Source organism: Acinetobacter sp. RUH 2624 (assembly GCF_000162375.2).
Taxonomy (GTDB): Bacteria; Pseudomonadota; Gammaproteobacteria; order Pseudomonadales; family Moraxellaceae; genus Acinetobacter; species Acinetobacter nosocomialis.
Window position 1 is genome coordinate 2458295 of record NZ_KI391939.1, and the last position, 25409, is coordinate 2483703.

At 40.4% G+C, this 25409-nt stretch carries 21 protein-coding genes; 10 read left to right on the forward strand and 11 right to left on the reverse strand.

Features of this window, described 5'->3' with window-relative positions:
* Positions 1 to 31: 31 nt before the first annotated feature.
* The 3 genes from HMPREF0014_RS18115 to HMPREF0014_RS18125 all read right to left on the reverse strand — a co-directional run bounded on the left by HMPREF0014_RS18115 (position 32) and on the right by HMPREF0014_RS18125 (position 5118).
* On the reverse strand, positions 32 to 2437 hold the full coding sequence (locus HMPREF0014_RS18115) for a glucose/quinate/shikimate family membrane-bound PQQ-dependent dehydrogenase (RefSeq protein ID WP_002051504.1): 2406 nt from the start codon (positions 2435 to 2437) through the stop codon (positions 32 to 34).
* Between the two features lie 174 nt (positions 2438 to 2611).
* The gene (locus HMPREF0014_RS18120) at positions 2612 to 3844 is read right to left on the reverse strand and encodes a carbohydrate porin (protein ID WP_079377139.1); all 1233 of its coding nucleotides are present in this window, start codon (positions 3842 to 3844) and stop codon (positions 2612 to 2614) included.
* A 155-nt stretch (positions 3845 to 3999) separates the two neighbouring features.
* Complete coding sequence (locus tag HMPREF0014_RS18125) at positions 4000 to 5118, reverse strand: CaiB/BaiF CoA-transferase family protein (protein WP_006580335.1); 1119 nt, start codon at positions 5116 to 5118, stop codon at positions 4000 to 4002.
* A 210-nt stretch (positions 5119 to 5328) separates the two neighbouring features.
* Here HMPREF0014_RS18125 and HMPREF0014_RS18130 point away from each other — a divergent pair, with 210 nt between their 5' ends.
* From HMPREF0014_RS18130 to HMPREF0014_RS18150, 5 genes are all read left to right on the forward strand, one after another.
* Complete coding sequence (locus HMPREF0014_RS18130) at positions 5329 to 6339, forward strand: AraC family transcriptional regulator (protein WP_002051267.1); 1011 nt, start codon at positions 5329 to 5331, stop codon at positions 6337 to 6339.
* A gap of 170 nt (positions 6340 to 6509) precedes the next feature.
* The gene (locus HMPREF0014_RS18135) at positions 6510 to 7715 is read left to right on the forward strand and encodes an acetyl-CoA C-acetyltransferase (protein WP_006580333.1); all 1206 of its coding nucleotides are present in this window, start codon (positions 6510 to 6512) and stop codon (positions 7713 to 7715) included.
* Between the two features lie 20 nt (positions 7716 to 7735).
* Positions 7736 to 9871: a 3-hydroxyacyl-CoA dehydrogenase NAD-binding domain-containing protein gene (locus tag HMPREF0014_RS18140; protein WP_006580332.1), complete on the forward strand. Its 2136-nt coding sequence runs from the start codon at positions 7736 to 7738 to the stop codon at positions 9869 to 9871.
* A 164-nt stretch (positions 9872 to 10035) separates the two neighbouring features.
* Positions 10036 to 10290 (forward strand): hypothetical protein, encoded by a 255-nt coding sequence (locus HMPREF0014_RS18145; RefSeq protein ID WP_020992281.1) that lies wholly within the window; start codon positions 10036 to 10038, stop codon positions 10288 to 10290.
* Positions 10291 to 10305: 15 nt separating this feature from the next.
* Positions 10306 to 11166 (forward strand): patatin family protein, encoded by an 861-nt coding sequence (locus HMPREF0014_RS18150; protein WP_006580330.1) that lies wholly within the window; start codon positions 10306 to 10308, stop codon positions 11164 to 11166.
* 29 nt (positions 11167 to 11195) lie between these two features.
* On the opposite strand, the gene HMPREF0014_RS18155 is transcribed toward HMPREF0014_RS18150, so the two are convergent.
* Positions 11196 to 11615: a GNAT family N-acetyltransferase gene (locus HMPREF0014_RS18155; protein ID WP_006580329.1), complete on the reverse strand. Its 420-nt coding sequence runs from the start codon at positions 11613 to 11615 to the stop codon at positions 11196 to 11198.
* 12 nt (positions 11616 to 11627) lie between these two features.
* Positions 11628 to 12839, reverse strand: coding sequence for an SAM-dependent methyltransferase (locus tag HMPREF0014_RS18160; RefSeq protein ID WP_031944336.1), 1212 nt, complete (start codon positions 12837 to 12839; stop codon positions 11628 to 11630).
* A gap of 127 nt (positions 12840 to 12966) precedes the next feature.
* On the opposite strand from HMPREF0014_RS18160, the gene HMPREF0014_RS18165 reads away from it, so the two are divergent.
* Positions 12967 to 13608, forward strand: coding sequence for a hemolysin III family protein (locus HMPREF0014_RS18165; protein ID WP_006580327.1), 642 nt, complete (start codon positions 12967 to 12969; stop codon positions 13606 to 13608).
* 134 nt (positions 13609 to 13742) lie between these two features.
* Positions 13743 to 15053: an MFS transporter gene (locus HMPREF0014_RS18170; RefSeq protein ID WP_004712018.1), complete on the forward strand. Its 1311-nt coding sequence runs from the start codon at positions 13743 to 13745 to the stop codon at positions 15051 to 15053.
* A 66-nt stretch (positions 15054 to 15119) separates the two neighbouring features.
* On the opposite strand, the gene HMPREF0014_RS18175 is transcribed toward HMPREF0014_RS18170, so the two are convergent.
* Together HMPREF0014_RS18175 and secA are read right to left on the reverse strand one after the other, a co-directional pair.
* Complete coding sequence (locus HMPREF0014_RS18175) at positions 15120 to 15563, reverse strand: hypothetical protein (RefSeq protein WP_002051244.1); 444 nt, start codon at positions 15561 to 15563, stop codon at positions 15120 to 15122.
* A gap of 130 nt (positions 15564 to 15693) precedes the next feature.
* The gene (gene secA, locus HMPREF0014_RS18180) at positions 15694 to 18417 is read right to left on the reverse strand and encodes a preprotein translocase subunit SecA (protein WP_006580326.1); all 2724 of its coding nucleotides are present in this window, start codon (positions 18415 to 18417) and stop codon (positions 15694 to 15696) included.
* Positions 18418 to 18823: 406 nt separating this feature from the next.
* Here secA and HMPREF0014_RS18185 point away from each other — a divergent pair, with 406 nt between their 5' ends.
* The 3 genes from HMPREF0014_RS18185 (at position 18824) to HMPREF0014_RS18195 (ending at position 21191) form a co-directional block, all read left to right on the forward strand.
* Positions 18824 to 19474 (forward strand): peroxiredoxin, encoded by a 651-nt coding sequence (locus tag HMPREF0014_RS18185; RefSeq protein WP_006580325.1) that lies wholly within the window; start codon positions 18824 to 18826, stop codon positions 19472 to 19474.
* A 329-nt stretch (positions 19475 to 19803) separates the two neighbouring features.
* Positions 19804 to 20616: an MBL fold metallo-hydrolase gene (locus HMPREF0014_RS18190; RefSeq protein ID WP_176563846.1), complete on the forward strand. Its 813-nt coding sequence runs from the start codon at positions 19804 to 19806 to the stop codon at positions 20614 to 20616.
* A complete protein-coding gene (locus HMPREF0014_RS18195; RefSeq protein ID WP_006580323.1) occupies positions 20613 to 21191 on the forward strand; it encodes a dual specificity protein phosphatase family protein in 579 nt (192 codons plus the stop codon). The genes HMPREF0014_RS18190 and HMPREF0014_RS18195 overlap by 4 nt, the downstream gene beginning before the upstream one ends.
* A 28-nt stretch (positions 21192 to 21219) precedes the next feature.
* Here the strand turns inward: HMPREF0014_RS18195 and HMPREF0014_RS18200 are convergent, their stop codons facing one another.
* The 4 genes from HMPREF0014_RS18200 to trpA are packed head-to-tail and all read right to left on the reverse strand — an operon-like array spanning position 21220 to position 25251.
* Positions 21220 to 22281, reverse strand: coding sequence for an SPOR domain-containing protein (locus tag HMPREF0014_RS18200; protein WP_004712006.1), 1062 nt, complete (start codon positions 22279 to 22281; stop codon positions 21220 to 21222).
* A complete protein-coding gene (folC, locus tag HMPREF0014_RS18205) occupies positions 22272 to 23558 on the reverse strand; it encodes a bifunctional tetrahydrofolate synthase/dihydrofolate synthase (RefSeq protein ID WP_006580321.1) in 1287 nt (428 codons plus the stop codon). The genes HMPREF0014_RS18200 and folC overlap by 10 nt, the downstream gene beginning before the upstream one ends.
* Positions 23555 to 24451 (reverse strand): acetyl-CoA carboxylase, carboxyltransferase subunit beta, encoded by an 897-nt coding sequence (gene accD / locus HMPREF0014_RS18210; RefSeq protein WP_002051365.1) that lies wholly within the window; start codon positions 24449 to 24451, stop codon positions 23555 to 23557. The genes folC and accD overlap by 4 nt, the downstream gene beginning before the upstream one ends.
* Positions 24448 to 25251: a tryptophan synthase subunit alpha gene (gene trpA, locus HMPREF0014_RS18215; RefSeq protein ID WP_002051145.1), complete on the reverse strand. Its 804-nt coding sequence runs from the start codon at positions 25249 to 25251 to the stop codon at positions 24448 to 24450. The genes accD and trpA overlap by 4 nt, the downstream gene beginning before the upstream one ends.
* Positions 25252 to 25409 lie beyond the last annotated feature (158 nt).

The window sequence follows — 25409 nt, forward strand, 5'->3', positions numbered from 1 at the left end:
GATAAATCTGGGCTTTTTTGATAGCAAACGTTTATTTGTTATCTGGCAATGCATAAGCCACTAAATAGTCGCCCATTTTTGTACCAAATGAACCATGACCACCGGCCATGATCACAACATATTGCTTACCGTTGATTTCATAAGTCATTGGTGTTGCTTGTCCACCTGCTGGTAAACGTGCTTCCCATAATTTCTTACCATTCGTGACGTTAAAGGCACGGATGTAGTTATCTTGAGTTGCACCAACAAACATAACATTACCGGCAGTAGAGATTGAACCACCTAAACCAGGAACACCAATTTTAACAGCTGGTAATTGGAACAGTTTTGGTAAGCTATCACGGATAGTACCAATACGTTTTTTCCAAACGACTTCATGAGTTTTCAAATCTACGCCAGCCACATATCCCCAAGCTGGTTGTTTACAAGGTAAACCAAGCGGAGATAGGAATGCGCTGATTTCTACACCATACGGTACGCCATACATTGGCTGAACACCTTGCTCAGTACCTGCACCTTTTGCAGTTTGCGCACGGTTTGGATCAGCAGGAATTAGACGACTTACGAATGGCAAGCCAATCGGATTCATGACAGCAACCTGACGATCAGGGTTAACTGACATACCGCCCCATTCAAACACACCCAAGTTACCAGGGAAAACTAAAGTACCGTTTTCAGATGGTGGTGTATAAATACCATCGTAATTGAGACGTTTGAATGACACACGACACATGAGCTGATCAAGCATTGTGGCACCCCACATATCTTTATCAGTCAATTTATCTTGTGGTGCCAAGTTCAAGTCAGAGAATGGCTGAGTTTTTGAATAATGTTCGCCTTTAGTCTGTGGTCCGCGTTTAACTGTTTGTGGAACTGGTTTCTCAGTTACAGGAACAATTGGCTGACCATTACGGCGATCAAGAACAAAGGCATTACCTGTTTTAGTCAATACATAAATTGCTGGAACAGTTTTACCAGATTTGTCTTTAATATCTGCCAAAGATGGTTGTGACGGTACGTCCATATCCCATAAGTCGTGATGGGTTGTCTGGAAGTTCCAAATCAATTTACCAGTTGAAGCATTAATCGCTAACATAGAGTTCGCATAACGTTCTTTCAACTCGGTACGGTCACCACCCCAAATATCTGGAGTACCTACACCTGTTGGAACATAAACGATATCAAGTTTGGCATCGTATGCTAAAGGTGCCCAAGCATTTGGAGAGTTATGAACAAATGTTGTACCTTCACCTGGCATAGCATTTGGATCTGCTGCGCCAGTATCAAATACCCAAAGAAGCTTACCAGTGTTCACGTCATATCCACGAATCACACCAGATGGCTCTTTATTTGAATAGTTGTCTGTCACAGAACCAGCAATAACTACTGTTGAACCTGTCACAACACCAGGAGATGTTGGGTTATAACCACCTGGATAAGCATATGGCATAAACTCTTGTAAGTTCACTTCACCATTTTGACCAAAGTCAGTACATGCTTTACCAGTGTCAGCATTCACAGCCACTAAGCGCCCGTCATTAACTGGAACAAAGACTTTACGTGGACATTGTGTAGAACTAGATTTCTTGCTTTGGAGACTCGTTGCAAACTCAGTAGTATTGTTTGCATCGTAGTACATTACACCACGACAAGTTAAATGCTGGAACGATTTATCTGTTTTAAGTTTAGGATCAAAACGCCATTTCTCTTTACCAGTAGCCGGATCAATCGCAATTAATTGTTGGTGAGCCGTACAGATAAACATGTTATTACCAATTTTAATTGGCGTAACCTGATTGGTTGTTTCACCAGAATCATTATCTGTTTTGAAATCACCAGTACGTAGTGTCCATGCTACTTTCAAATCTTTGACATTTTGGTCATTAATTTGTTTGAGCGGAGAATAACGCTCACCAGCTTGAGTACGACCATAAGCTGGCCAATCACTCTCTGCTACACCTGGAACGGCTTGAGCAGTTTCTGGTTGAGGAGTTTTGATCTCACCATTAATTTCTTGTGGATCGTTGAAGATAGAATAAACCATCAACACGATTGCAATCGCTAAAGTTGAAGATAAGGCAACTTTACTTGATCCAAGGTTGTTGATTCCACGAGTCACTGCCGGAACCAATAACCATAAACCAAGAATACCTAAAATATCTAAACGAGGTGCAAGCGCCCAAAAGTCTGTTCCAACTTCCCAGACACTCCAGATAATAGTACCTAGCATTAATGCAGCATAAACCCACAAAGCAGTTGAAGCGCGCTTGTAGAGTTGCCATGTAACAATGAGAAGTAAGACTCCAGCTACAATGTAGTAAATTGAACCGCCTAGTGTAGCGAGCCAAATACCTCCAATTAACAGGAATAACGCCAATAACCCAATAATGATTACGGTAAATGTCGTTAATCCTGATCTTGAAGAAGGTTGATTCATAAACCACCTCTTATCAATCATCATTTTTATCGGAAAGATGTGCCAAAAACCTTATAGGAAAATGGCATCACCAATACATATAAAACAAAATTCAGGCATAAAGAAAAAAACGGAAGGTCTGGATACTTCAATCAATGATTTAGCCCTCGACAATCCGTTTTTCGGAATAATTACTTAGAATACGGTTGAGAATTTAATACCGCCTACCCAAGTGTTATCACCATTTTTTAATGCACCAACATGACGAACATATTGCACATTTGGACGAATAGTTAGCCAGTTAGTGGCATGAATACCATAGTAAAGCTCGGTATTGTATTCAGTGTCGTATTCTTTGGCTTGAATATCGCTCCAGTCATCATTGATATGAATACGAGCAACGCCAAGTGCCAACTCATCTTGTGGACGTTGATTGAGCAAACCTTTGTAGACTAAGCCTACATTTTGCATGTTATCAACTTTATTAGTATCTGAATCGTGGAAAGTAAGGTTCACAAAACCTGTTAAACCGCGATCAGTTTGATCAGCTGGCTGGAATAATTTTTGTTTCGCAGTTACCCAAACACCTTGCTTATGAGATGTTTTGGTTGGATTAGTAATTTCCTCTGCATCAGCAGTGCTGTAGTAATAACCTAAACGGTATTCACCAGGCATGCTTTGCACGCCTAATTTAGGTGACCAAACGACCTCTGCCGGAATAATTGCACCGTGAGAACCATCTGTGCTTAGGTTGAAACCTTTGCCACGCTCCAAGTTCTCTGGGTTATATTCATATACACCAATTTGCGTATATAAATCGGGTTGCACATTATATTTAACACGCATTGCCCATTGGCTAACCGGCCAGTTATACCACTGATCGCCTACCCAGTTACCCACTTGTGAACCACAGAGGGCCAAGTTCTGGAAGTCACAGTCAAAGCTATTAAAGTCTTCACCTTCACCAAAACGACCAACTTTCACATCTAACTTCTGATCAAGGAATTTTTTCTTAATCCACAAGTCTGTTAAACGCCAAGTTTGCTCACGCCCCCACACTTCTTGTGCAGAACTAATGTGTCCAGCTAAAGCTGGAGAATGTTCAGAAAGCGATTGCCCATCACGATAAGTTAAAGTGATTTGAGCTTCAGTATCTTGCCACCCTAAAATTTTACCTAGGTCCAAATGCGAACCTAAAGCAAGTTGCCCTGTATAAGCGCTACCGTGTGTAGAAGTATTCTTTGAATCTAAAATACCGGCATATTCACCGGTATATCCAAAAGAAAAATCATAACCTTGTGCTTGTAACGCTGTACGTTGCCCGTTCCAATCACCCAACATCCAAGAACTATTTGGGTCAAATGCAGCAGCAGCTTGTGCATGCTGAACAAAAAGAGTAATTGATAAAACGGATAAACAGGAAACCATCAAAGATTTATGCGTTTTCATGTTTACGAACCTTTTATGTCTTTGTTTATAAAGGTTACGCTAATTTTATGTAAAGAAATTATTCAAAATGTTAATCAATTGATTAATCAGATAATAATCTTAGTACTTACTGTATAAGAAATAGCCCTCTAACCTTACCACTGCCCCTCGCCAAGTTTTTGACCTACAAAGGAATATCGCATTTGGGAACGTGAGAACTTAATTGGGCATGCAATTTGAGGTTCTGTATCTGCCATATTATTTTGCAAAGGTACATTCACAATCCATCCACGTTGTTGTGCTAACGGTGAATTTAAAGCCTCACTTAAACTCAATACTGGCTCTACACACACATCAAGATTTGCAAAAATTTCATGCCACTCTTTAAATGTTTTGGTTTTAATTTTTTCCTGAATGGCTTGTTTAACTTCCTGTCGATCTTCGGCATCTAATGATGCGCCTTTTTGCAATAACACAGGTAAATCTAATGCAGCAGATAAGCCAGCCATAAACTGCGGTTCAAGACTGCCAATGGAAAGATAACGACCATCTTGAGTCATATAATAGTCATAGAAAATACCTCCATTAAGCATTCCCTGTTCTGGCGCCTGTTCAACTTGTCCTGCAAGCGTAGCTGACGCAGCCATACTATTTAGACTCGCCACACAATCCGTCATGGAAATATCAATATATTGGCCTATACCAATACGGCTGCGCTCAACGACCGCAGCCAAAATAGCAATAACTGCATGTAATGATCCACCTGCAATATCGGCAACTTGAATGCCAAGCGGTGGTGGACCACTATCTTGTCGGCCACTATATCCAGCAATACCTGCTAAAGCTAAGTAATTAATGTCGTGTCCAGCTCGATCTTTGTAGTTTCCTGTTTGTCCATAACCTGTAATTGAGCAATAAATTAAACGCGGGTTAATTTCTGCAAGCGTTGCATAGTCCAATCCTAAACGGCGCATGACATCTGGTCGAAATTGTTCTATGACAATATCAAACTCGGAAATCTTGGCTTTTATCAGATCAATACTGGCAGCATCTTTTAAATCGAGAACAATCGACTGTTTATTTCGGTTTAGATAACTATGTGCAGTCGCCTGTCCATTGGCATATGGCGGCATTATCCGAATGAGATCTGGACGGGATGGAGATTCGATATGGATGACTTCTGCCCCCATATCGGCCAAATACATTGTGGCAAAAGGTCCAGGTAAGAGCGTTGAGAAATCGAGAACTTTAAGTCCATTTAATGCTGTCGTCATCGTATTTTTAACCACTATTATTCGAATTTTCTTTTATATTAGTTAAGCAAATATTCTAAAACAATGTCATGTTCAGCCATTTACCTTGATCATTTCGGCAATTTAACATGTAAAAAGTGCTTTTACACTGTTGTAAATCGCCAATTTATTTTTTTAGACGGTCATTTAGGTCAATTTAAAGTGAACATCAAAGAGACTGAAGGATTCAATATGAGTCGCGATACGATTAGCATCCACTTCGTGAATGCGGCTTTGACAGGCGTAAAACGCCTTGGCATGGATGTCGAGACGTTACTTTCACATGTGGGTATCGAAGCGGAACTATTACGTCAACCTAAAGCTCGAATCTCACCAGAACAATATACCCGTTTTATAAAAATGTTATGGATGGTCACACAAGATGAACACGTCGGCTTTGATGTACAGCCGCGTCGCTTGGGCACTTTTGCCATTATGTGTCAGTTGATTATTCATGCAAAAACCTTGGGCCAAGCCCTTGAACTCTCATCTCAGTTTTATAAATTATTTGGTGATGAATGGTCAGTAACGCTAGAGCGTGACAAACACGAAGCGCGTTTAGTACCTCTCATTCCAAAAACATTAGATCCAGATCATTTCATTACTGAAAGTATGCTCATGATTTGGCATGGTTTGGCATCTTGGCTGATTGAACGCCGCTTACCATTAGAACGTGTTCATTTTAGCTATCCGCGCCCTGCACATGCAGATGAATATGATGCTTTATTCTTTGCGCCAGTTATGCAGTTTGATGCACCACGTACTGAAATAACCTTTGCAGCTGATTATCTTGATTTACCAATCCGTCAAGATGAAAAAACGCTAGAAGAGTTCTTGAAAGCAGCCCCTGCTCAGCTTTTAGTAAAATTCAAGAACACCAATTCGCTGACTTCTCGTATTCGTGACGTACTCAAGAGTCAAATTGGTGAAGAAATGCCAACGCTTAACGACGTTGCATCAATGCTGTATTTATCTCCGCAAACTTTACGCCGCCGCTTAGCTGCTGAAGGTAAAAGCTATCAAGGCGTAAAAGATGCTCTACGTCGTGATGCTGCGATTCACTTGTTGCTCAACCCTGAATTAACACTTGAAGATGTTGCTCAGCAAGTTGGTTTTAGTGAAACCAGTACATTCCACCGTGCATTTAAAAAGTGGACTGGTGTAACTCCTGGCTTATATCGCCAACTACATGGTTACCACTAATTCTTAAATCTCTTTATATTCACATCTAGCCCAAGTTCAACTTGGGCTTTTTTATATCTCTATTGGCAAAAATCATCACCTGACTGGTGCGCTTATCGTCATTGCGCTCGCTATTAAAACCAGTACACTCAAAGCACAAATAAATTTTAAGCAATAAAAAAGGAACTGTTATGAGCGAGGCTTATATTATTGATGCCATTCGCACACCACGCGGAAAAGGAAAAAAAGACGGCTCTCTTTATGAAGTAAAACCAATATCATTACTCACCACCCTATTAAACGAATTGCAACAGCGCCATCAGCTTGATACATCTAAAGTGGACGATATTGTTCTGGGCTGCGTAACACCAATTGGCGATCAAGGTGGGGACATTGCCAAAACCGCAGCAATTGCTGCTGGTTGGAATGATGATGTTGCTGGCGTACAAATTAACCGCTTTTGTGCTTCAGGTTTAGAAGCCGTCAACATGGCAGCAATGAAAGTCCGCTCTGGTTGGGAAGATTTAGTGGTTGCTGGTGGTGTTGAATCAATGTCACGCATTCCAATGGGTTCTGATGGCGGACCATGGGCACTAGATCCCGAAACAAACCTTAAATCATCTTTTGTTCCACAAGGTATCGGGGCTGATCTTATTGCAACCTTAGACGGCTATAGCCGTGAAGATGTTGATAATTTTGCGGTGAAGTCACAACAAAAAGCGGCAGCAGCTCAATCAAATGGTTATTTCAATCACTCAGTCGTACCAGTCAAAGATCATTCAGGTGTGGTGATTTTAGAAAAAGATGAATTTATTAAAGGCAATACCACACTCGAAGGCCTTGCAAAACTCAACCCAAGTTTTGAAATGATGGGGCAAATGGGTTTTGATGCAGTTGCTTTACAAAAATATCCAGAAGCACAAAAAGTAAATCATGTTCATCACGCAGGTAACTCATCAGGCATTGTCGATGGAGCGGCTGTCGTTTTATTAGCTTCAGAAAAAGCAGTAAAAGAACAAAATTTAAAACCACGCGCTAAAGTTTTGGCGACCGCATTAGTCGGTACTGACCCAACCATCATGCTGACTGGCCCTGCGCCTGCCGCACGCAAAGCTTTAGAAAAAGCAGGCCTTACGATTGATGATATTGACCTATTTGAAGTCAACGAAGCATTCGCAGCAGTTGTTATGCGTTTTATTAATGAACTCAACGTCCCTGCTGAAAAAGTCAATGTAAATGGTGGTGCAATTGCTTTAGGACATCCTTTAGGCGCAACAGGTGCCATGATTTTGGGCACACTACTTGATGAGCTTGAACGACAAGATAAAAAGCGTGGTTTAGCGACGCTCTGTGTCGGCGGTGGTATGGGTATTGCCACCATTATTGAACGTGTATAAAAATTTAGGGATAGATAAAGATGAGTGCAATTCAATACGAAAAAAATGCCGACAATATTGTCATTTTAACGCTTGATTCAACTGGACAATCTGCAAACACCATGAATGCTGAGTTTCGTGACTCGCTTGATGAGGTCACTCAGAAACTTAAAGCAGAAACGGAACTTTCAGGCGTTATTTTCCGTTCAGCTAAAAAAACATTCTTTGCTGGTGGTGATTTAGATGAACTGATTCAAGTTCAACCTGAGCATGCAACTGACTTTTTCAATATGGTTGAGAAGTTAAAAGGACATCTAAGAACGATTGAAACACTAGGAGTTCCAGTTGTTGCAGCATTGAATGGCACGGCCCTGGGCGGAGGATGGGAAATCGCATTAAGTTGCCATCACCGTATTGCAATCAATGACCCAAAAAGCAAATTTGGCCTACCAGAAGTTACTTTAGGTTTACTTCCGGGTGGCGGTGGTATTGTACGTATGGTACGTCTGCTTGGCCTTCAAAATGCATTTCCATTTTTAATGGAAGGTAAGCAGTTCGGTGTTGATAAAGCAAAATCTTTAGGCTTAATTCATGATACTGCTGAAAGTGAGCAAGAACTTTTAGATAAAGCAATTACATGGGTTAAGGCAAATCCAAAATCTCAACAGCCTTTTGATGTGAAGGGTTATAAAATTCCGGGTGGCGATCCAAAAACTCCGGCAGTTGCACAAGTTCTTGCGATTGCACCAGCCATGTTAAAAGACAAAACCAAGGGCTGCTACCCTGCTCCTGAAGCGATTATGGCTGCCGCAGTGGAAGGCGCTCAAGTTGATGTTGATACAGCGTTGCGCATCGAGTCTCGCTATTTTACTCAACTAGCAACTGGCCAAATTTCTAAAAATATGATTGGCACGTTCTGGCATGGCCTAAATGCAATTAAGTCTGGTGCAAGCCGCCCTGCCGATGTTGCCAAATGGCAAGCGACTAAAGTTGGTGTGTTAGGTGCGGGCATGATGGGTGCGGGCATTGCTTATTCAACCGCAATTAAAGGTATTCCTGTTATCCTTAAAGATGTATCTGTTGAAAATGCTGAGAAAGGCAAAGCTTACTCACAAAAACTCTTAGATAAACGTGTTTCACAAGGCCGTATGACCGCAGAAAAACGCGATCAGGTTTTATCGCTCATTACGGCTACAGCGTCAGCTCAAGACCTTCAAGGCTGTGACTTAATTATTGAAGCGGTATTTGAAAATCAAGAACTCAAAGCCAAAGTCACTCAAGAAGCTGAACAATATTTAGTATCTAATGGCGTAATGGCATCGAATACATCGACCCTGCCAATCACAGGTTTAGCTCAAGCAAGTAAAGATGATAAAGCGTTTATTGGTCTGCATTTCTTTAGCCCTGTCGACAAAATGCAGTTGGTTGAGATTATTAAAGGTAAAAACACCTCGGCAGAGACGCTTGCTAAAGCCTACGACTTTGTACAGCAAATTGGAAAAACGCCAATCGTTGTTAATGACAGCCGTGGCTTCTTTACCAGTCGTGTGTTTGGTACTTTTATTCAAGAAGGTATGCGCTTGCTTGCAGAAGGTGTCCACCCAGCACGTATTGAAATGGCAGCACTGAAAGCAGGCATGCCTGTGGGACCACTTGCGATTCAAGATGAAGTGTCTTTAACTTTGACAGAGCATGTTGCCAATGAAGCACGTAAAGCGCTGCAAGCCGAAGGCAAAGAGCTACCGAAAACACCAGTAGATGAAGTGATTCATACCATGATTCATGAGTTAAACCGTAAAGGTAAAGCTGCTGGCGCAGGTTTCTATGACTATCCTGAAAATGGTAAAAAACACTTATGGGAAGGCTTAAACCGTTGGCAAAAAGATCATGATATTTCTGAGCAGGATATGATAGATCGCATTTTGTTTGTACAGGCTTTAGATACCTTACGTTGTTACGAAGAAGGTGTGTTGGAGTCGGTTATTGATGCCAATGTCGGTTCTATTTTTGGAATTGGTTATGCACCTTGGACTGGCGGAGCGATTCAATTCCTAAATCAGTATGGTATTGATAAAGCAGAGAAACGTGCTGAAGAGTTGGCTGCCAAATATGGTGAGCGCTTCACGCCCCCAGCGTTACTCAAAACCAAAGCTGAGCAGAAACAAAATATTCAATAATTTAAATCTATTAAATATTTAAAAACTGCATAAACCTTACCCATATAAATATATTTTATTTATATGGGTTTTTCTTTATGACCTTTAAGATTTCAGCCTACTGCCTAAATATGCTATAAATAGACTTCATTTTTGTGCTTCTACAGCACATTCGAGAAATCCTTATGTCCGATAAAAATTCTTCCGAGTCAGCAGTTTTAGGCTGGAAATTTGTTCTGATCGTTGGTGTTTTAAGTGCGATTTTCCTTGGCTTTTTCTATTTAGCAATGAGTAATGAACCTGACTATATGCCAGGTGCTCAGCGCAAAGCTCAACAGCACGAAATGCAACAAAAAGTTGAAAAATCGACAGATCAACAAAGTCATCATGACAACATGCCTGAAATGGACATGCAAGAACATCAGCATTCACATCAGTAATCAGATATTTTTCAAATGACAGATTTTTCCCGCAACGCACTGGTTGTAGAAGGTGGAGGCATGCGTGGTGCCTTTACCAGTGGTGTACTTGATGCTTTTCTACAACAACAGTTCAATCCTTTTGACTTATACGTTGGTGTATCTTCTGGTTCGACCAATGTGGCTAACTACTTGGCAGGTCAACAAGGTCGGACTTTAACCTTCTATATTGATCATTCCCTCCGTCCTGAATTTATCGATTATAAGCGCTTCTTTAAAGGTGGCGATTTACTTGATTTAAAATGGATGTGGGAAATTGGCGAACAAGAACATCCTCTTGATCAACAGAGCCTTTTTGCCAAAAATCCAGATTTTTATATGGTATTGACGCATGCTAAAACTGGTCATGCTGAGTATCTTCGTGCTGGTAAAGATAATTTGCTAAATGCACTGCGTGCTTCTAGCTCAATTCCGGTTTTAACTCGTCATCCCGTCGATATTATGGGTGAACCCTACTTTGATGGCGGCGTTGCAGATGCTCTACCCGTTCGCTGGACGGCTCAGCAAAGTGGTGTCAAAAAGCTATTAGTTTTACGTACTCGTCCGAAGAACTACTTTAAAGCAAGTAGTCGAGGCGACCAATTCCTTGCGAAATATGCTTTTAAACACCATTACGGTTTTGCAAATAGTTTGCGTAACCGCTGTGCCCGTTATAATGCTTCAGTTGAATTTGTTCGTAGCAGTAACCCTGAACAGCAAATTTTAGAGGTATGTCCACCGCCTCTTAAAAATATGGCAGGTCGTTTAACGACAAATCCGAAAAAGCTTCGTTACAGCTATGAAGTTGGTTTGGAAACAGGCTTACAAGCCATCGAAAACTGGAATGCGATGAAGTAATTCAAAGTTGAGATTTCTAAAAAGGAGTCTCAACTTAACGCTAAAGTCATATCAATATGTGGAATACCACAATCTTGGTAAACCTCACCCTGCACTTTAAAACCTAGAGCTTCATAAAAAGCTGTCACATAAGTTTGCGCGGAAAGCTTTAAATAAGGCAATTTTTGATTACGCGCATAGTCAATAATATGCTGCATTAAAATTTTACCTATACCCTGCTTTCGATAAGGCATTAAAACAGCAACACGTCCTATACTATGCTGCGGTAACAAGCGTGCTGTAGCGATAGGCTGCTCTTTGTCATACACCATAAAGTGCACAGCAGTGGCATCAAAATCATCCCACTCGTCTTCGGGTGCAATACCTTGCTCTTGAATAAAAACTTGTTTACGGATGTATTTGGCGTCCTTCTCAAGCTGTTTCCAATCACCCACTATAATTTTATACATCCACTCACCGTCCTAGCATTTGCAACCAATATTTTCGATTGGCAACTGATCTTGTAACAACAATTCCAAGGTCTGTTTTTTAATCCCATACATTTCTTTCAATGCTTGAATTTGAGCCATAATCTTCGCATCAGGTTGAGAAACATCTTTGCGTTTTGTTGCCAAAATCATTTTATTTTTGCTGGTATGTTCAAGCGATACAAACTCAAAAACTTTGGTTTCATAACCATATGCTTTTAAAAGTAACGCACGCAAAGTATCGGTCAACATCTCAGCTTGCTGTCCAGCATGAATACCAAACTGTAGCATGGGTTGTAAAATTTCAGGGCTATGTAGTTGTGGACGTAATTCTTTGTGACAGCACGGCGCGCACATAATCATTGAAGCGTTCAAACGAATTCCGGTATGAATGGCAAAATCAGTCGCGATATCACACGCATGCAAAGCAATCATAACGTCCAGTTTTTCTGGCTGATAACTACGAACATCGCCTTCAAAAAAGTCCAAATGATTAAAATGTACTTTGTCTGCCACATTCTGGCAAAACTCAACCAAGTTACGACGCAGCTCTACACCTGTAATGAGCGGTATCTTTTGTTGTTCCTGTAAATAATCATACAAAGCAAAAGTTAAATAACCTTTTCCTGAACCAAAATCGACAATGCGTAACTCTTTTTGCTCTGCATCGATCTGCTCATACGCACTCGCAAAAATTTCGATGAATTTATTAATTTGCTTCCATTTACGAGCCATGCTTGGAATGATTTGAGCTTTTTCATCGGTAATACCAAGCTCTTTTAAAAATGCACTACCTTGCTGTACATAACGCTGTTTTTCACGATCATGCGCTTGTACTGTTGGAGTCGTATTCGTACTTTGCTTTTTACCCATATTAAGCATGGCTTTTTTCTTATTTTTTTTAAGCTGAATTTCTTGCAGAGTTGAAAATAAATTTGCTTGTTTGCATTGAACAATCAGTGTTGCGATCTGTTCTAAACCCTCTTCAAAGGTATAGTTTTTGGTCACATCTTGAGTAGTATAATGATATAAAGCTGAAAGCTGTTTTTTCCCATTTAACTCCACAATACGGAAAGTGATTTTTTCTAGCTGTGCCATCTCTCCTTTATATTGGCTCAAAATCAAACGCTCAAAACTTTGCTCATCAAGCATTTGTTTGATTTCATGAAAGAATTGCTGTTCTTGCTCAAAGGAGAAAACCGACACAGATATACCTAAAGAATGGTGACTCATATAAAGTGAAAGTTTAAAGGGTATAGGATTAAAAATAAAATAACTTTACGACTGTTTTGTATTTCTATACATTTGTATTTTTAATCAAAAAAATAAACTTATGAGCAAATCGGTGTTAGAAACTTACGATCCTAAAGAAGAACTTTTTAATGCCTATAGCCATGGTGCTGGCGTTGTTATGGCCGTGATTGCATCTATCCTTTTAATTATAAAAGGTTCTTATCTTTCCACGGCACAGTGGGTAGGTTTGTGGGTATATTCATTTAGCCTTATTCTCGTTTTTACCAGTTCGACTCTCTATCATTTTGCCCAGACCCAAAACTTACGTTACTGGTATAAGAAACTCGACCACACTGCTATTTATTATTTAATTGCTGGGACATATACCCCGTTCTTGAGTATTGCGATACCTACACAAAAAGCTCATATTCTGCTTATTGCACTCTGGAGCATTGCTGCAATTGGTACACTTTTCAAGTTAGTTTTTATTCATCGTTTTCAGAAAATCTCTTTGCTCGCTTATGTTCTTATGGGGTGGCTTGCCGTTTTTGTAATGGATGATATGCGTACCTATTTAAGTAAAGACGCTTTGATGTTATTGATTACTGGAGGTTTAGCTTACACCGTTGGAGCATTGTTTTACGCGTTAAAAAAGGTAAGATATACCCATGCGATATGGCATATTTTTGTACTTTTAGGTGCAGGTGCACACTTTCTTGCAATCTATTGGTACGTTGTTTAATCCATTTTTCACTCATATTCAGTGATCCTGAAAGAGTCATGGAAGATGTTCTTTCACACTATTCTTTGAAGAAAAATATGCCTTTAATGAGAATAGTAAACTAAAAATAAATTTTAACTGATATAAGGACTTATATGGAGTCAACCTCTGCGACAGCTGCTCCTGTAGTAGCCACCAATTCAAAAACACGGGTTTTGTTTGCAAGCTTAGTCGGTACAACCATTGAGTTCTTCGACTTTTATATCTATGCAACTGCTGCCGTGATTATCTTTCCACATCTGTTTTTCCCTGCTAGCAGTGGCAGTGCCGCAGTCTTACAGTCACTAGCAACCTTTGCGATTGCTTTTATTGCCCGCCCTATTGGTGCAGCGCTATTTGGTCATTTAGGGGATCGAATCGGCCGTAAAGCAACCCTAGTGGCAGCCTTGCTTACTATGGGTATATCAACAGTATGTATTGGCTTACTTCCGACTTATGCCCAAATCGGGATTGTCGCACCATTACTATTAGCGGTTTGCCGTCTAGGACAAGGTTTAGGTCTAGGAGGCGAATGGAGTGGTGCTGTACTACTTGCAACTGAAAATGCTCCAGAAGGTAAGCGTGCATGGTATGGCATGTTCCCACAGCTTGGCGCACCTATTGGTTTTATTTTAGCAACGGGTTCATTCTTACTTTTAAGTGCAGCTATTCCTGAACAAGCATTCATGCAATGGGGCTGGCGTATTCCATTTATTGCCAGTGCAATTTTGGTTATTGTTGGTTTATATATCCGTTTAAAACTCCATGAAACTCCAGCTTTCCAGAAAGTTTTAGATAAGCAAAAAGAAGTTAATATTCCATTTAAAGAAGTTGTCACGAAACACACTGGAAAGCTTATTCTCGGCACAATTGCCGCAATTTGTACTTTCGTGGTGTTTTATTTGACCACAGTGTTTGCACTTAACTGGGGAACGACAAAACTGGGATATGCACGTGGTGAGTTTTTAGAACTTCAACTTTTTGCCACACTTTGTTTTGCAGCCTTCATACCTTTATCTGCTATTTTTGCAGAAAAATTTGGACGTAAAGCAACTTCAGTTGGTGTATGTATCGCTGCTGCGATCTTCGGATTATTCTTCTCTAGCATGTTAGAGTCTGGAAATACTCTTATCGTTTTTCTTTTCTTATGTACTGGCCTATCAATTATGGGTTTGACCTATGGCCCGATTGGTACGGTTCTTTCTGAGATTTTCCCAACTTCAGTTCGTTATACAGGTTCAGCATTAACCTTTAACTTAGCTGGTATTTTTGGTGCATCGTTTGCGCCATTAATTGCCACAAAACTTGCTGAAACTTATGGTTTGTATGCTGTAGGTTATTATCTTACAGCGGCATCACTTTTATCATTGGTTGCCTTTTTACTTATTCGTGAAACCAAGAATGAAGATGTGAATAATCAGATTTAAGTATTTTCAAACACCCTAACATAAAAAAGCCGGTTCAAAATTGACCGGCTTTTTTATATATGAAAATTAATTCATTGATGCAGGGTTTGCTGGTGCAACACTGTTTGTCGCTGCAGGAGCAGTTACATTACTTGCCGCCACAGCTGCTGCGCCCGCAACTGCTGCTTCACCAATTAATGCAATTTTTGCTTTTTCTTGGCTTTTTGCAGATAGAGCTGGGTTAGTTGCCACAATACGATTAATGTTTGCAGAGTTTGCTGGAGCAATCGCAGCAGTTTGTAAAATGATTGGGCGATTACCTGTATTACCCAATGTATAACGAATACCTGTACGAGGGCTAATTACCGTCGTATTCTCTTGTTTCACTACAGCCTGAGCCGAAGTTGGGCCTTTTGCCGCAAGAACCTTATCAACCGTTGTGGTTTGAGGTGCTGAAGCTGTTTCTGCTGCGAAAACAAAACTTGGTACAGCAAGAACAGTTAAAAATAAAGGTTGTAATACTTTTTTCATTGTCTTTCCAACATACACTCTGGATGAGAAGTAAATAGCATTTAATACTTAAAACTGCAAACATTATTCACAGGCTTACTACAAATGAAAAAAAAGCAGAACGATTGTTCTGCTTTTTTTATCACGAAAATTAAATTTTGCCGTGACACTGTTTATATTTTAAACCAGAACCACATGGACATGGTGCATTACGACTTTCTGGTACTGGGAACATTTGTTGTTCACCAGCCGGCTCATTGAGTGCTTCTTGAGAGACAGTCACTTCACCTGTTAAGCCATCCACATCGTCATGCTCAAAAGAAAGCTTCATCGACTCAGCTTGTTGCTGCTGTTGAGCTTCCATTTCTGCAAGTTCTTCTGGTGTTGGAATATGTACACGAGACAAATCAGTCACAACATCAGTTTTAATGACGCCTAACATGTTCACAAACAGGTTAAACGCTTCTTTTTTGTATTCCTGCTCCGGGTTCTTTTGCGCGTAGCCACGTAAGTGAATACCTTGGCGCAAATAATCCATTGCAGCTAAATGATCTTTCCAGTGGCGATCAAGAGAGTTTAGAACGAAATGACGCTCAAGCATTGCTGCTGACTCATCACCCATTTGCGCACGGCGTTGACGATAACGTTCGAGCACTTCATCGCTAATACGCTCAACCAGACCTTCTTCATCAAGACGGCGGTCTTGTTCTAACCATTCCTGAACCGGAAGTTCAATACCTAAATCAATACGTAAAGCATTTTCTAGACCTTCAATATCCCATTGGTCATGAATTGACTCAGGTGGAATAAAGTTGGCAATCATGGCTTGCATGACTTCACGATGCATCTCTTCAACGTAATCTTGTAAAGTATTTTCAGCTAACACTTCATCACGTTGTGAATAAATGATCTTACGTTGTTCATTATTCACATCATCGTATTTCAATAAGTTCTTACGAATATCGAAGTTACGTGCTTCAACTTTACGCTGAGCATTTTCGATAGAGCGACTTACCATTTTGTGTTCAATCGCTTCATTTTCTTGTAAGCCCATTGCACGCATCATGGCAACAACACGGTCACCTGCGAAAATACGCATGAGGTCATCTTCAAGAGATAAATAGAAACGAGAAACACCAGGGTCACCTTGACGACCCGCACGGCCACGCAGCTGGTTGTCAATACGACGTGATTCATGGCGCTCAGAACCAATAATGTGCAAACCACCTGCTTGCAATACATCTTCGTGGTCCTGCTCCCACTGTGCTTTTAGACGTGCTTCATCTTCTGCTGTTGGGTTTTCAAGCTTGGCAAGTTTCGCTTTCCAGTTACCACCCAAGATAATATCTGTACCACGACCAGCCATGTTGGTTGCAATTGTTACTGCATTCGGGCTACCCGCCTGAGCAATAATGTCTGCTTCACGCTCGTGCTGTTTAGCGTTCAACACTTCATGGTGAATACCAGCTTGCATCAACTTAGAAGATAGAATTTCACTGGCTTCAATGGTTGCTGTACCAATTAGAATCGGTGCAACACCTTGCTCACGAATATTCATAATTTCTTGAATAATCGCATTATATTTGCCGTTACGGTTTAAATAGATTAAATCGTTTTGGTCATTACGAATCATTGGACGATGTGTCGGAATAATAACAACATCAAGACCATAAATTTCCTTCATTTCCGCAGCTTCAGTATCAGCAGTACCTGTCATACCTGAAAGCTTTTTATAAAGACGGAAATAGTTCTGGAATGTAGTTGTCGCTAAGGTCTGATTTTCAGGCTGAATTTCCAAACCTTCTTTTGCTTCAACTGCTTGGTGCAGACCCTCTGACCAACGACGACCCGGCATTGTACGGCCAGTATGCTCATCAACAATGATGACTTCACCATCATGAATAATATAATGAACGTCACGTTGGAATAAGAAATGCGCACGAATAGCTGCAGATACATGGTGAACAAGGTTTAGGTTTGTTGCCGAATATAAGCTTTCGCCTTCAGCCAACAAGCCCATTTGAATAAGTTCTTGCTCTACAGTTTCATAACCGATTTCAGTCATTTCAACTGAACGTTGCTTTTCATCAATCCAGAAATGTCCACCATCCGCAACTTTTTCTTCTTTTTGCGGGCGTAGTTTTGGTGGAATTGTATTGATTGCCGTATAGAGATGTGAAGAGTCTTCACTTTGACCAGAAATAATTAATGGGGTACGTGCTTCATCAATTAAGATTGAGTCAACTTCATCGATAATGGCATAGTGCAAACCACGTTGTTTCTTTTCTGCTAAAGAAAACACCATGTTGTCACGTAAGTAGTCAAAACCAAATTCGTTATTGGTACCATAAGTAATGTCAGCAAGATAAGCCGCTGCTTTTTCTGACGGTTCTTGCATTGAATAAATTGTACCAATGCTTAAACCTAAAAACTCAAATAATGGACGGTTTAACTCAGCGTCGCGCTGTGCCAAGTAATCGTTCACGGTAATCACATGAACGCCTTCGCCACTTAATGCGTTTAAGTAACACGCCAAAGTACCCATAAGGGTTTTACCTTCACCGGTACGCATTTCGGCAATTTTGCCTTCGTGGAGAGTAATACCCCCAATCAATTGTACATCGTAGTGACGCATGCCCATCACACGTTTTGCTGCCTCACGACAAACTGCAAACGCTTCAGGGAGTAACTTATCTAAACTTTCGCCATTGCTATAACGTTGTTTGAATTCTGGAGTTTTTGCAGATAAGTCTGCATCGCTTAAAGCTGATATCGTCGGCTCGAGCGCATTGATTTGCTCAACAATTTTGCGCATGCGTTTGAGTTCACGCTCATTTTTTGTACCGAAGATACCTCCGATCAGACTTGCCAACATGGATAAACTCTCTAAATCTTGCTTGGTCAAATGAATAAATTTTTTCTCAGTCGTTTATTATGGTGTCAGAAATTTGAAGTACAAGGGGTTTGCACAAAACCCATAAAAAAAATCTGATAGTTAGATAAACGGTTTTACCCTTTATCTAAGCCCCTTTAATGCATCTGGCACCCAAAACTCAACATTAACGCTTATCTATTGAACACAACTTCCGAGAAATCTAATTTAGCAAATTTATCTTAAAGTTACATTGATTCAGTCCATAAATTAACGAGTTTTAGTCATATATATTTACACTTATATAAAAAGTTCATAATAAAATACAAAAACAATAATTTTAATAATAAATAAATTGCGGCATAGTCATTTCAACATATAACAAATTTTAAGCAACTGAGGACAGATCATGACATTACGATTAGGAGACACTGCCCCTGATTTTCAACAAGAATCAAGCGAAGGCACAATTAGTTTTTATGATTTTTTAGGTAATAGTTGGGGTATTTTATTTTCGCATCCCGCTGACTATACCCCTGTATGTACAACAGAATTAGGCTATACAGCAAAACTAAAAGATGAATTTGAAAAACGTAATGTCAAAGCGATTGCCCTATCTGTAGATGACGTGGAGTCGCATAAAGGCTGGATTAATGACATTAATGAAACTCAAAATACTACAGTTAATTTTCCAATTATTGCCGACAAAGACCGCAAAGTATCTGAGCTATATGGCTTTATTCATCCAAATGCTAGTGAAACGCTTACAGTTCGTTCTTTGGTCATTATTGATCCGAACAAAAAAGTTCGTTTAATTATTACTTACCCTGCTTCGACTGGTCGTAACTTCAACGAAGTCTTACGTGTAGTAGATTCATTACAATTAACCGACAAGCATAAAGTAGCTACTCCAGCGAACTGGCAACAAGGCGAAGATGTTGTGATTGTTCCTTCTTTGAAAGATGAAGAAGAAATTAAACAACGTTTCCCTAAAGGCTATACTGCGGTGAAACCTTATTTACGCCTCACACCACAGCCTGAAAGTGATAAAGCCGAATAAAGGCTTTATCACTTGCAAGACAAACGCAGTGCGTAGGCAAGCATCTGAAAAGTTCCCTGCAAGATAAGCGAAGCGCGTAGGCAAGCATCTGAAAAGTTCTCTGCAAGACAAGCGCGTAGACAGGCATTTGAAAAGTTGCCTAAAAAAACAATAAAGCGCGTAATCAATAATGAGAAAAAGTAAAGAAAACTAACTAAAGCTCATAAACGAATGTTTCCATCTCCAAGCCATCTCAACCGATGGCTTTTTTTTGCATTATTGAATACGCATGGTTTTTACTGTCGAGATCAGTTATAACTCCCAAGGAGTTTGTGCAAAAAACAACAATCATGATCCATAAAATTCATCATTTGAAATGCGGCAGTATGTGTCCTGTCTGCGCACCTTTATTTGGGCAGAAAGGCTGGAAAGCTGACGTTGTATGCCATTGTCTTTTGGTAGAAACTGATCGAGGCCTTGTGCTCATTGATACCGGATTTGGTCTGCAAGACTATTTACACATGCAACAGCGCCTTGGCTCTTTAGTCAAACGTTTGGGGAAAATTGAGCCGAATCTTGAATTCAGCGCGATTCAGCAAATACAAAAATTAGGATTTCATCCTAAAGATGTACAACACATCTTTGTGACTCACCTCGACTTTGACCATGCAGGTGGCATTTCGGATTTTCCTCATGCCACAGTTCATGTATTAGCCGCTGAATATAATGCTGCACAATTGCCTAATTTTAAAGGTAAGCTTCGTTATAGAACCAATCAATATAATCATCATCGATACTGGAATTTTGTTGAATATCAGCAGGGTGAAAAATGGTTTAATCTTGAAAAAGTCAAAGGTTTCCCGTTATTCCAAGACGAAATTTTAATGGTGCCATTATTAGGTCATTCTGCCGGACATTGTGGAATTGCTATCAAACAGCAAAATCAGTGGTTATTGTTCTGCGGAGATGCTTACTACTCACACCTAGAGTTAAATCCTAAAAATAAATTAAGATCGCTAACCCTTCTGGAAAAAACATTTGCAGAAGATAATGAAAAGCGTCTTGTTAACCTGAAAAAAATACAGCATTTGGCTCAACATGAGCCAACGATTGAAATTATTTGTGCCCATGATCCTCATGAGCTTCGACGGTATCAAACATGAAAAAACTCTCCCTCATTGCTTTTGTTCTGTGTTTAAACCTACAAGGATGTATGCAACATGAAAGCATTGCACATGAGCATAGACCCAAAGATTGGGGAACTTTAGTTTCTCAAACCCATAATTTCTATCAAGTGAGTAATGATGTTTTTCGTAGCGAACAACCAAATGCAGCAATGATTCCCGAGTTAAAGCACCATCAAATTGGAACTATTATTAATTTAAGAGCTAAAGACTCAGATGAATTAGTATTTAAAAATGAAAATTTTAATCTTGTTCACATTCCTATCGACACATGGGCTATTAACAGACAAGACCTATTAGAAGTCATGCAGCAAATTAAAATTGCCAAACAAAATCACCAACGTGTTTTATTACACTGTTACCATGGTTCAGACCGTACCGGTGCTAGCGTTGCAATGTACCGAATTATTTTTGAAGATTGGACAATTGATGATGCTGTTAAAGAAATGAAACAAGGTGGGTATGGTTATCATATTATTTGGAAAAATATTGACCTTTTATTCACCCCTGAAAATGTAAAATGGATTCAACAACAATTGTCGAATCCATCTTAACTAGATCTTGAATAAACTTATGATCAGATTAGCGCTGATCTAATGGCACCCAATCAATCACCCAAGCTGACTTCATGTTTAAACTGGAGTCAGAGGTAATTTTCTTACGAGCTGCATCTGCAGTATCACGGTCTTTTGCTGGACCAACCATAATACGAATACCTTTACTGGTTGGGCTTGTCGTGACCTTATAACCTTTAGCGCGTAGTTTAGAAACAACAGCATCTGCATTTGCCTGATTAGCAGCCAATGCAACCTGTACCATCCATTTCTTATCGCCATTTTCAAGCAATTCACGCGCTTTCTCAGCTTCAGCTTTTTTCTCTGCTTCAGCTTTATGTTTAGCTTCTGCTGTTTTCTTTTCTGCTTCAGCATGTTTCTTAGCTTCAGCTTTCTTTTCCGCCTCAGCTTGATGTTTAGCTTCTTCAGCCTTTTTCTCTGCTTCAGCCTTATGCTTTTTAGCTTCAGCAGCTTTCTTTTCTGCCTCGGCTTGTTTCTTAGCTTCTGCTGCTTTTTTATCAGCTTCGGCCTGACGCTTTGCCTCAGCGGCTTTTTTGTCGGCTTCTGCTTGCTTCTTCGCTTCAGCAGCTTTTTTATCTGCATCTGCTTTAGCTGTATCTACTGGCTTTTTTGTATCAGTCTGCTGTCCTTTTGTCTTACCTTCACCACCTGCAACTTCAGGAGGGATATTATCTGAACTTTCCTGCGCAGCAGCACGGCGTGCATTAATCGCAGCATATTCTGCAGCGGCTTTACGCGCTGCATCTGCTTCTGCTTGTTGTTGCATTGCCAAGAACTGAGCAGCACGAGCTTCTTGTTCCGCGACAGCTTTTTCACGGGAACGGCGTTGTTCTTCCAGAAGACGTTTCTCTGTTTCCACATCTACTGCAAGCGGCTGTAGCTGTACCATCTGCCCTTCTTGTGCGGATGGCTTTGGCTTAGCTTGTGGCTTCGGTGATGTAGAGGTTTGTGGTTCAGCGCCCACATGTTTTATTTCTTCATTTCCTTTTAGAAGTAATGCTGCCAATAAAACACCACCACCTAATAAAACAACGCCACCCATCCAGCGTTGTTTGTTATTCATTGACATTCTTCCAAATACTCCCAAATCGCTTCTAAAGTATGAAACGAACCACAGGCTAAAATCAGCTGATTGTTATTTGTCTGCTCAAGCGCTGATTTAAAAGCCTCTTTGATATTGCCAAATTGTTGTATTGTCTGGCCTTGTAGGGCGTCATTCAATTGCTGAATCGGTGCAGCACGCGGCACATTCAACTCAGCAATTTTCCAATGTAAAACAGTAGGTTTCAATAAATCGACTACTGATTTTATATCTTTATCTGCCAGCATTGAAAATACTGCGACAACTTCTGTGTACTGTTTATTGTATTCTAAGAAATTTCGCAATTGCTTTAACAAAAATTCAACACCATGTGGATTGTGTCCAGCATCGAAAATTATGGTTTTTCCATTGACTTGACGCACTTCAAAGCGTCCTGCCAAGCGAGCATTTTCAATGCCCTTCTCTAGCGCAGATTGGGAGATTTCAAGTCCGCTATTTAAGACAGCAGCAACCGCTCCTGCAATATTTTCAATTGCAAGTGACCCTAATGGCAGTTTTAAAGTAGTTCCTTCACTTGCAAAATACCAGTGTTTTCCATCATTTGCGAGTTTATAGAAATAGTCTCTGTTAATCGCATATAGTGTCGCTTTTGAACTATTGGCTTTATCTTGAATGGCTTGAGGTAAAACTTGCTCGCCTGCAAAAATGACTGGAATATCAGGGCGAATGATACCTGCTTTTTCAAAAGCAATTTTCTCGATGGTATCGCCTAACCAGTCAGTGTGGTCAAGACCAATATTGGTGATCACAGCAATATTAGGGTCAATGACATTGACGACATCCAGACGTCCGCCTAAACCGACTTCAAGCACCCATACATCGCATTGTTGCTGTTTAAAAATGACAAAAGCAGCCAAAGTGGTTGCTTCAAAAAACGATAAGCTTAAATCGCAATCGCGACGAGCCTGATCAACTTGTACAAAAGCATCAATCAGGCTTTGATCATCAACCTCGACTCCACCTAATTTGACTCGTTCGTTAAACCGATAGATATGCGGCGATTGATACAACCCAACTTTATAACCTTGTGCTTTTAATATAGACGCAAGTGTTGTTGTAGTTGAACCTTTCCCGTTTGTTCCGGCAACAGTGAAAACTTTAGCAGTGGGTTTTGTCACTCCTAATTTTTCTGCTACGGGAATAACACGTTCCAGACCAAGATCGATCCCTGTAACGTGAACATGGCTCCAATAATTGAGCCATGTATCTAAAGAGTCTGTTGAAAGTGGAGCTTGTTGTTTCAAGGTAAGTTCATCAATTTCGATACAAGTCGAGATACAGTATCACGTAAAGCATGACGATGAACAATCTGATCGATTACACCATGATCAAGCAAATATTCAGCACGTTGGAACGGTTCTTCCAATGTTTCACGTACAGTTTGCTCAATTACACGTTTACCAGCAAAGCCGATCATTGCTTTAGGTTCTGCAATATGGATATCGCCCAACATTGCTAAAGAAGCAGTTACACCACCATAAACTGGGTGTGTTAACACTACGATATAAGGTAAACCTGCATCTTTTAATTTTTGAATTGCAGCAGAAGTACGCGCCATTTGCATAAGTGACAACATACCTTCTTGCATGCGTGCACCACCAGAAGCTGCAAAGCAGATTAAAGGTTGGCGTTTTTCAATTGCAAGCTCAGCCGCCTTAACAAAACGGTCACCTACTACAGTACCCATTGAGCCACCCATAAAGTCGAACTCAAAAGCACATGCAATCATGTCTACGCCATTTAAGTTTCCTTGCATAGCAATGAGGGCTTCCGTTTCACCAGTTTTAGTTTGCGCTTCACGCATACGTTCTGGATAAGGTTTGCTATCGACAAACTTTAAAGGATCTTTCGCGCTAAATTCTTGACCTAATTCAGCTACAACATTGTCGAAGAACCAGTTTAAGCGATCGCGAGCTTTCATTTTTAAGTGTTCGTCACACTGTGGACATACATACGCATTGAAAGATATAGCTGTACGTGTCACTAAAGCATGACATTCAGGGCACTCAATAGTCGGCTCAGTAAATGTTGCTTTAAGAGTCTGTTGCTCATCTGCAACTTCAATACCTGGAACTGGACGCTGTGTCCATGGCGTCGAAGGGCTAAGAACTTTCCCTGATTTCACTTCTTGATTCATACTAACTCATCGAGCGCTGCTCGAAGCTCCTTGACTTTATTCACCGTCTGTTCAACAGCTTCATCAGCTGTTAACGTTGCAAAAGATTTAACGAAAGCACTACCTACAATCACGGCATCGGCAACGCTACCCATCGCTTTCGCTGATGCAGCATCACTAATTCCGAAACCAACGCCAACAGGAACGTTAGTTATACTTTTGATTTTTTCAATACGCGCAGCCGCTTCAGAAGTATCTAAAGTCGCTGCACCTGTTACACCCTTAAGTGAAACATAGTAGATAAAACCGCTTGCCTGATTTGCTACGTGTTGAATACGTTGATCAGTTGAAGTTGGTGCAAGTAAGAAGATTTGGTCCATATCATGCTGTTTTAAGATCGCACCAAATTCTTTTGACTCTTCTGGTGGTAAATCCACAAGTAATAAGCCATCTACACCACATTGTTTCGCATAAGAAACAAACTTCTCATAACCAATCACTTCAACAGGATTGAGATAACCCATCAAAACAACAGGTGTTTCCTGATCCTGTTCACGAAACTCTTTTACCATGTTCAATGCATCTAAGGTGTTCGTCCCTGCCGCAAGCGCGCGTTCCGCAGCAAGCGCAATAACCGGACCATCAGCCATCGGGTCTGAAAATGGTAAACCAAGCTCAAGAACGTCTACTCCTGCCGCAACCATTTTATGAAGTAACGGAACTGTTACTTGTGGCTGTGGATCACCCGCCATGACATAAGATACAAGCGCTTTACGTTGTTGGGACTGCAGCTTTTCAAAACGGGTGGCAAGACGTGACATAGGGTTGTGCTTTCCTTGAATTATTTAAAATTGAGGAGTTGTTTGTAGAAATACAAGAACACCGCATTTTAACGCTATTTTTTGCTCATTGAACAGGCCTAACGTTATGGCGATATTCGATTGTATGATTCATACAACCCATGGCGTACATTTATCAA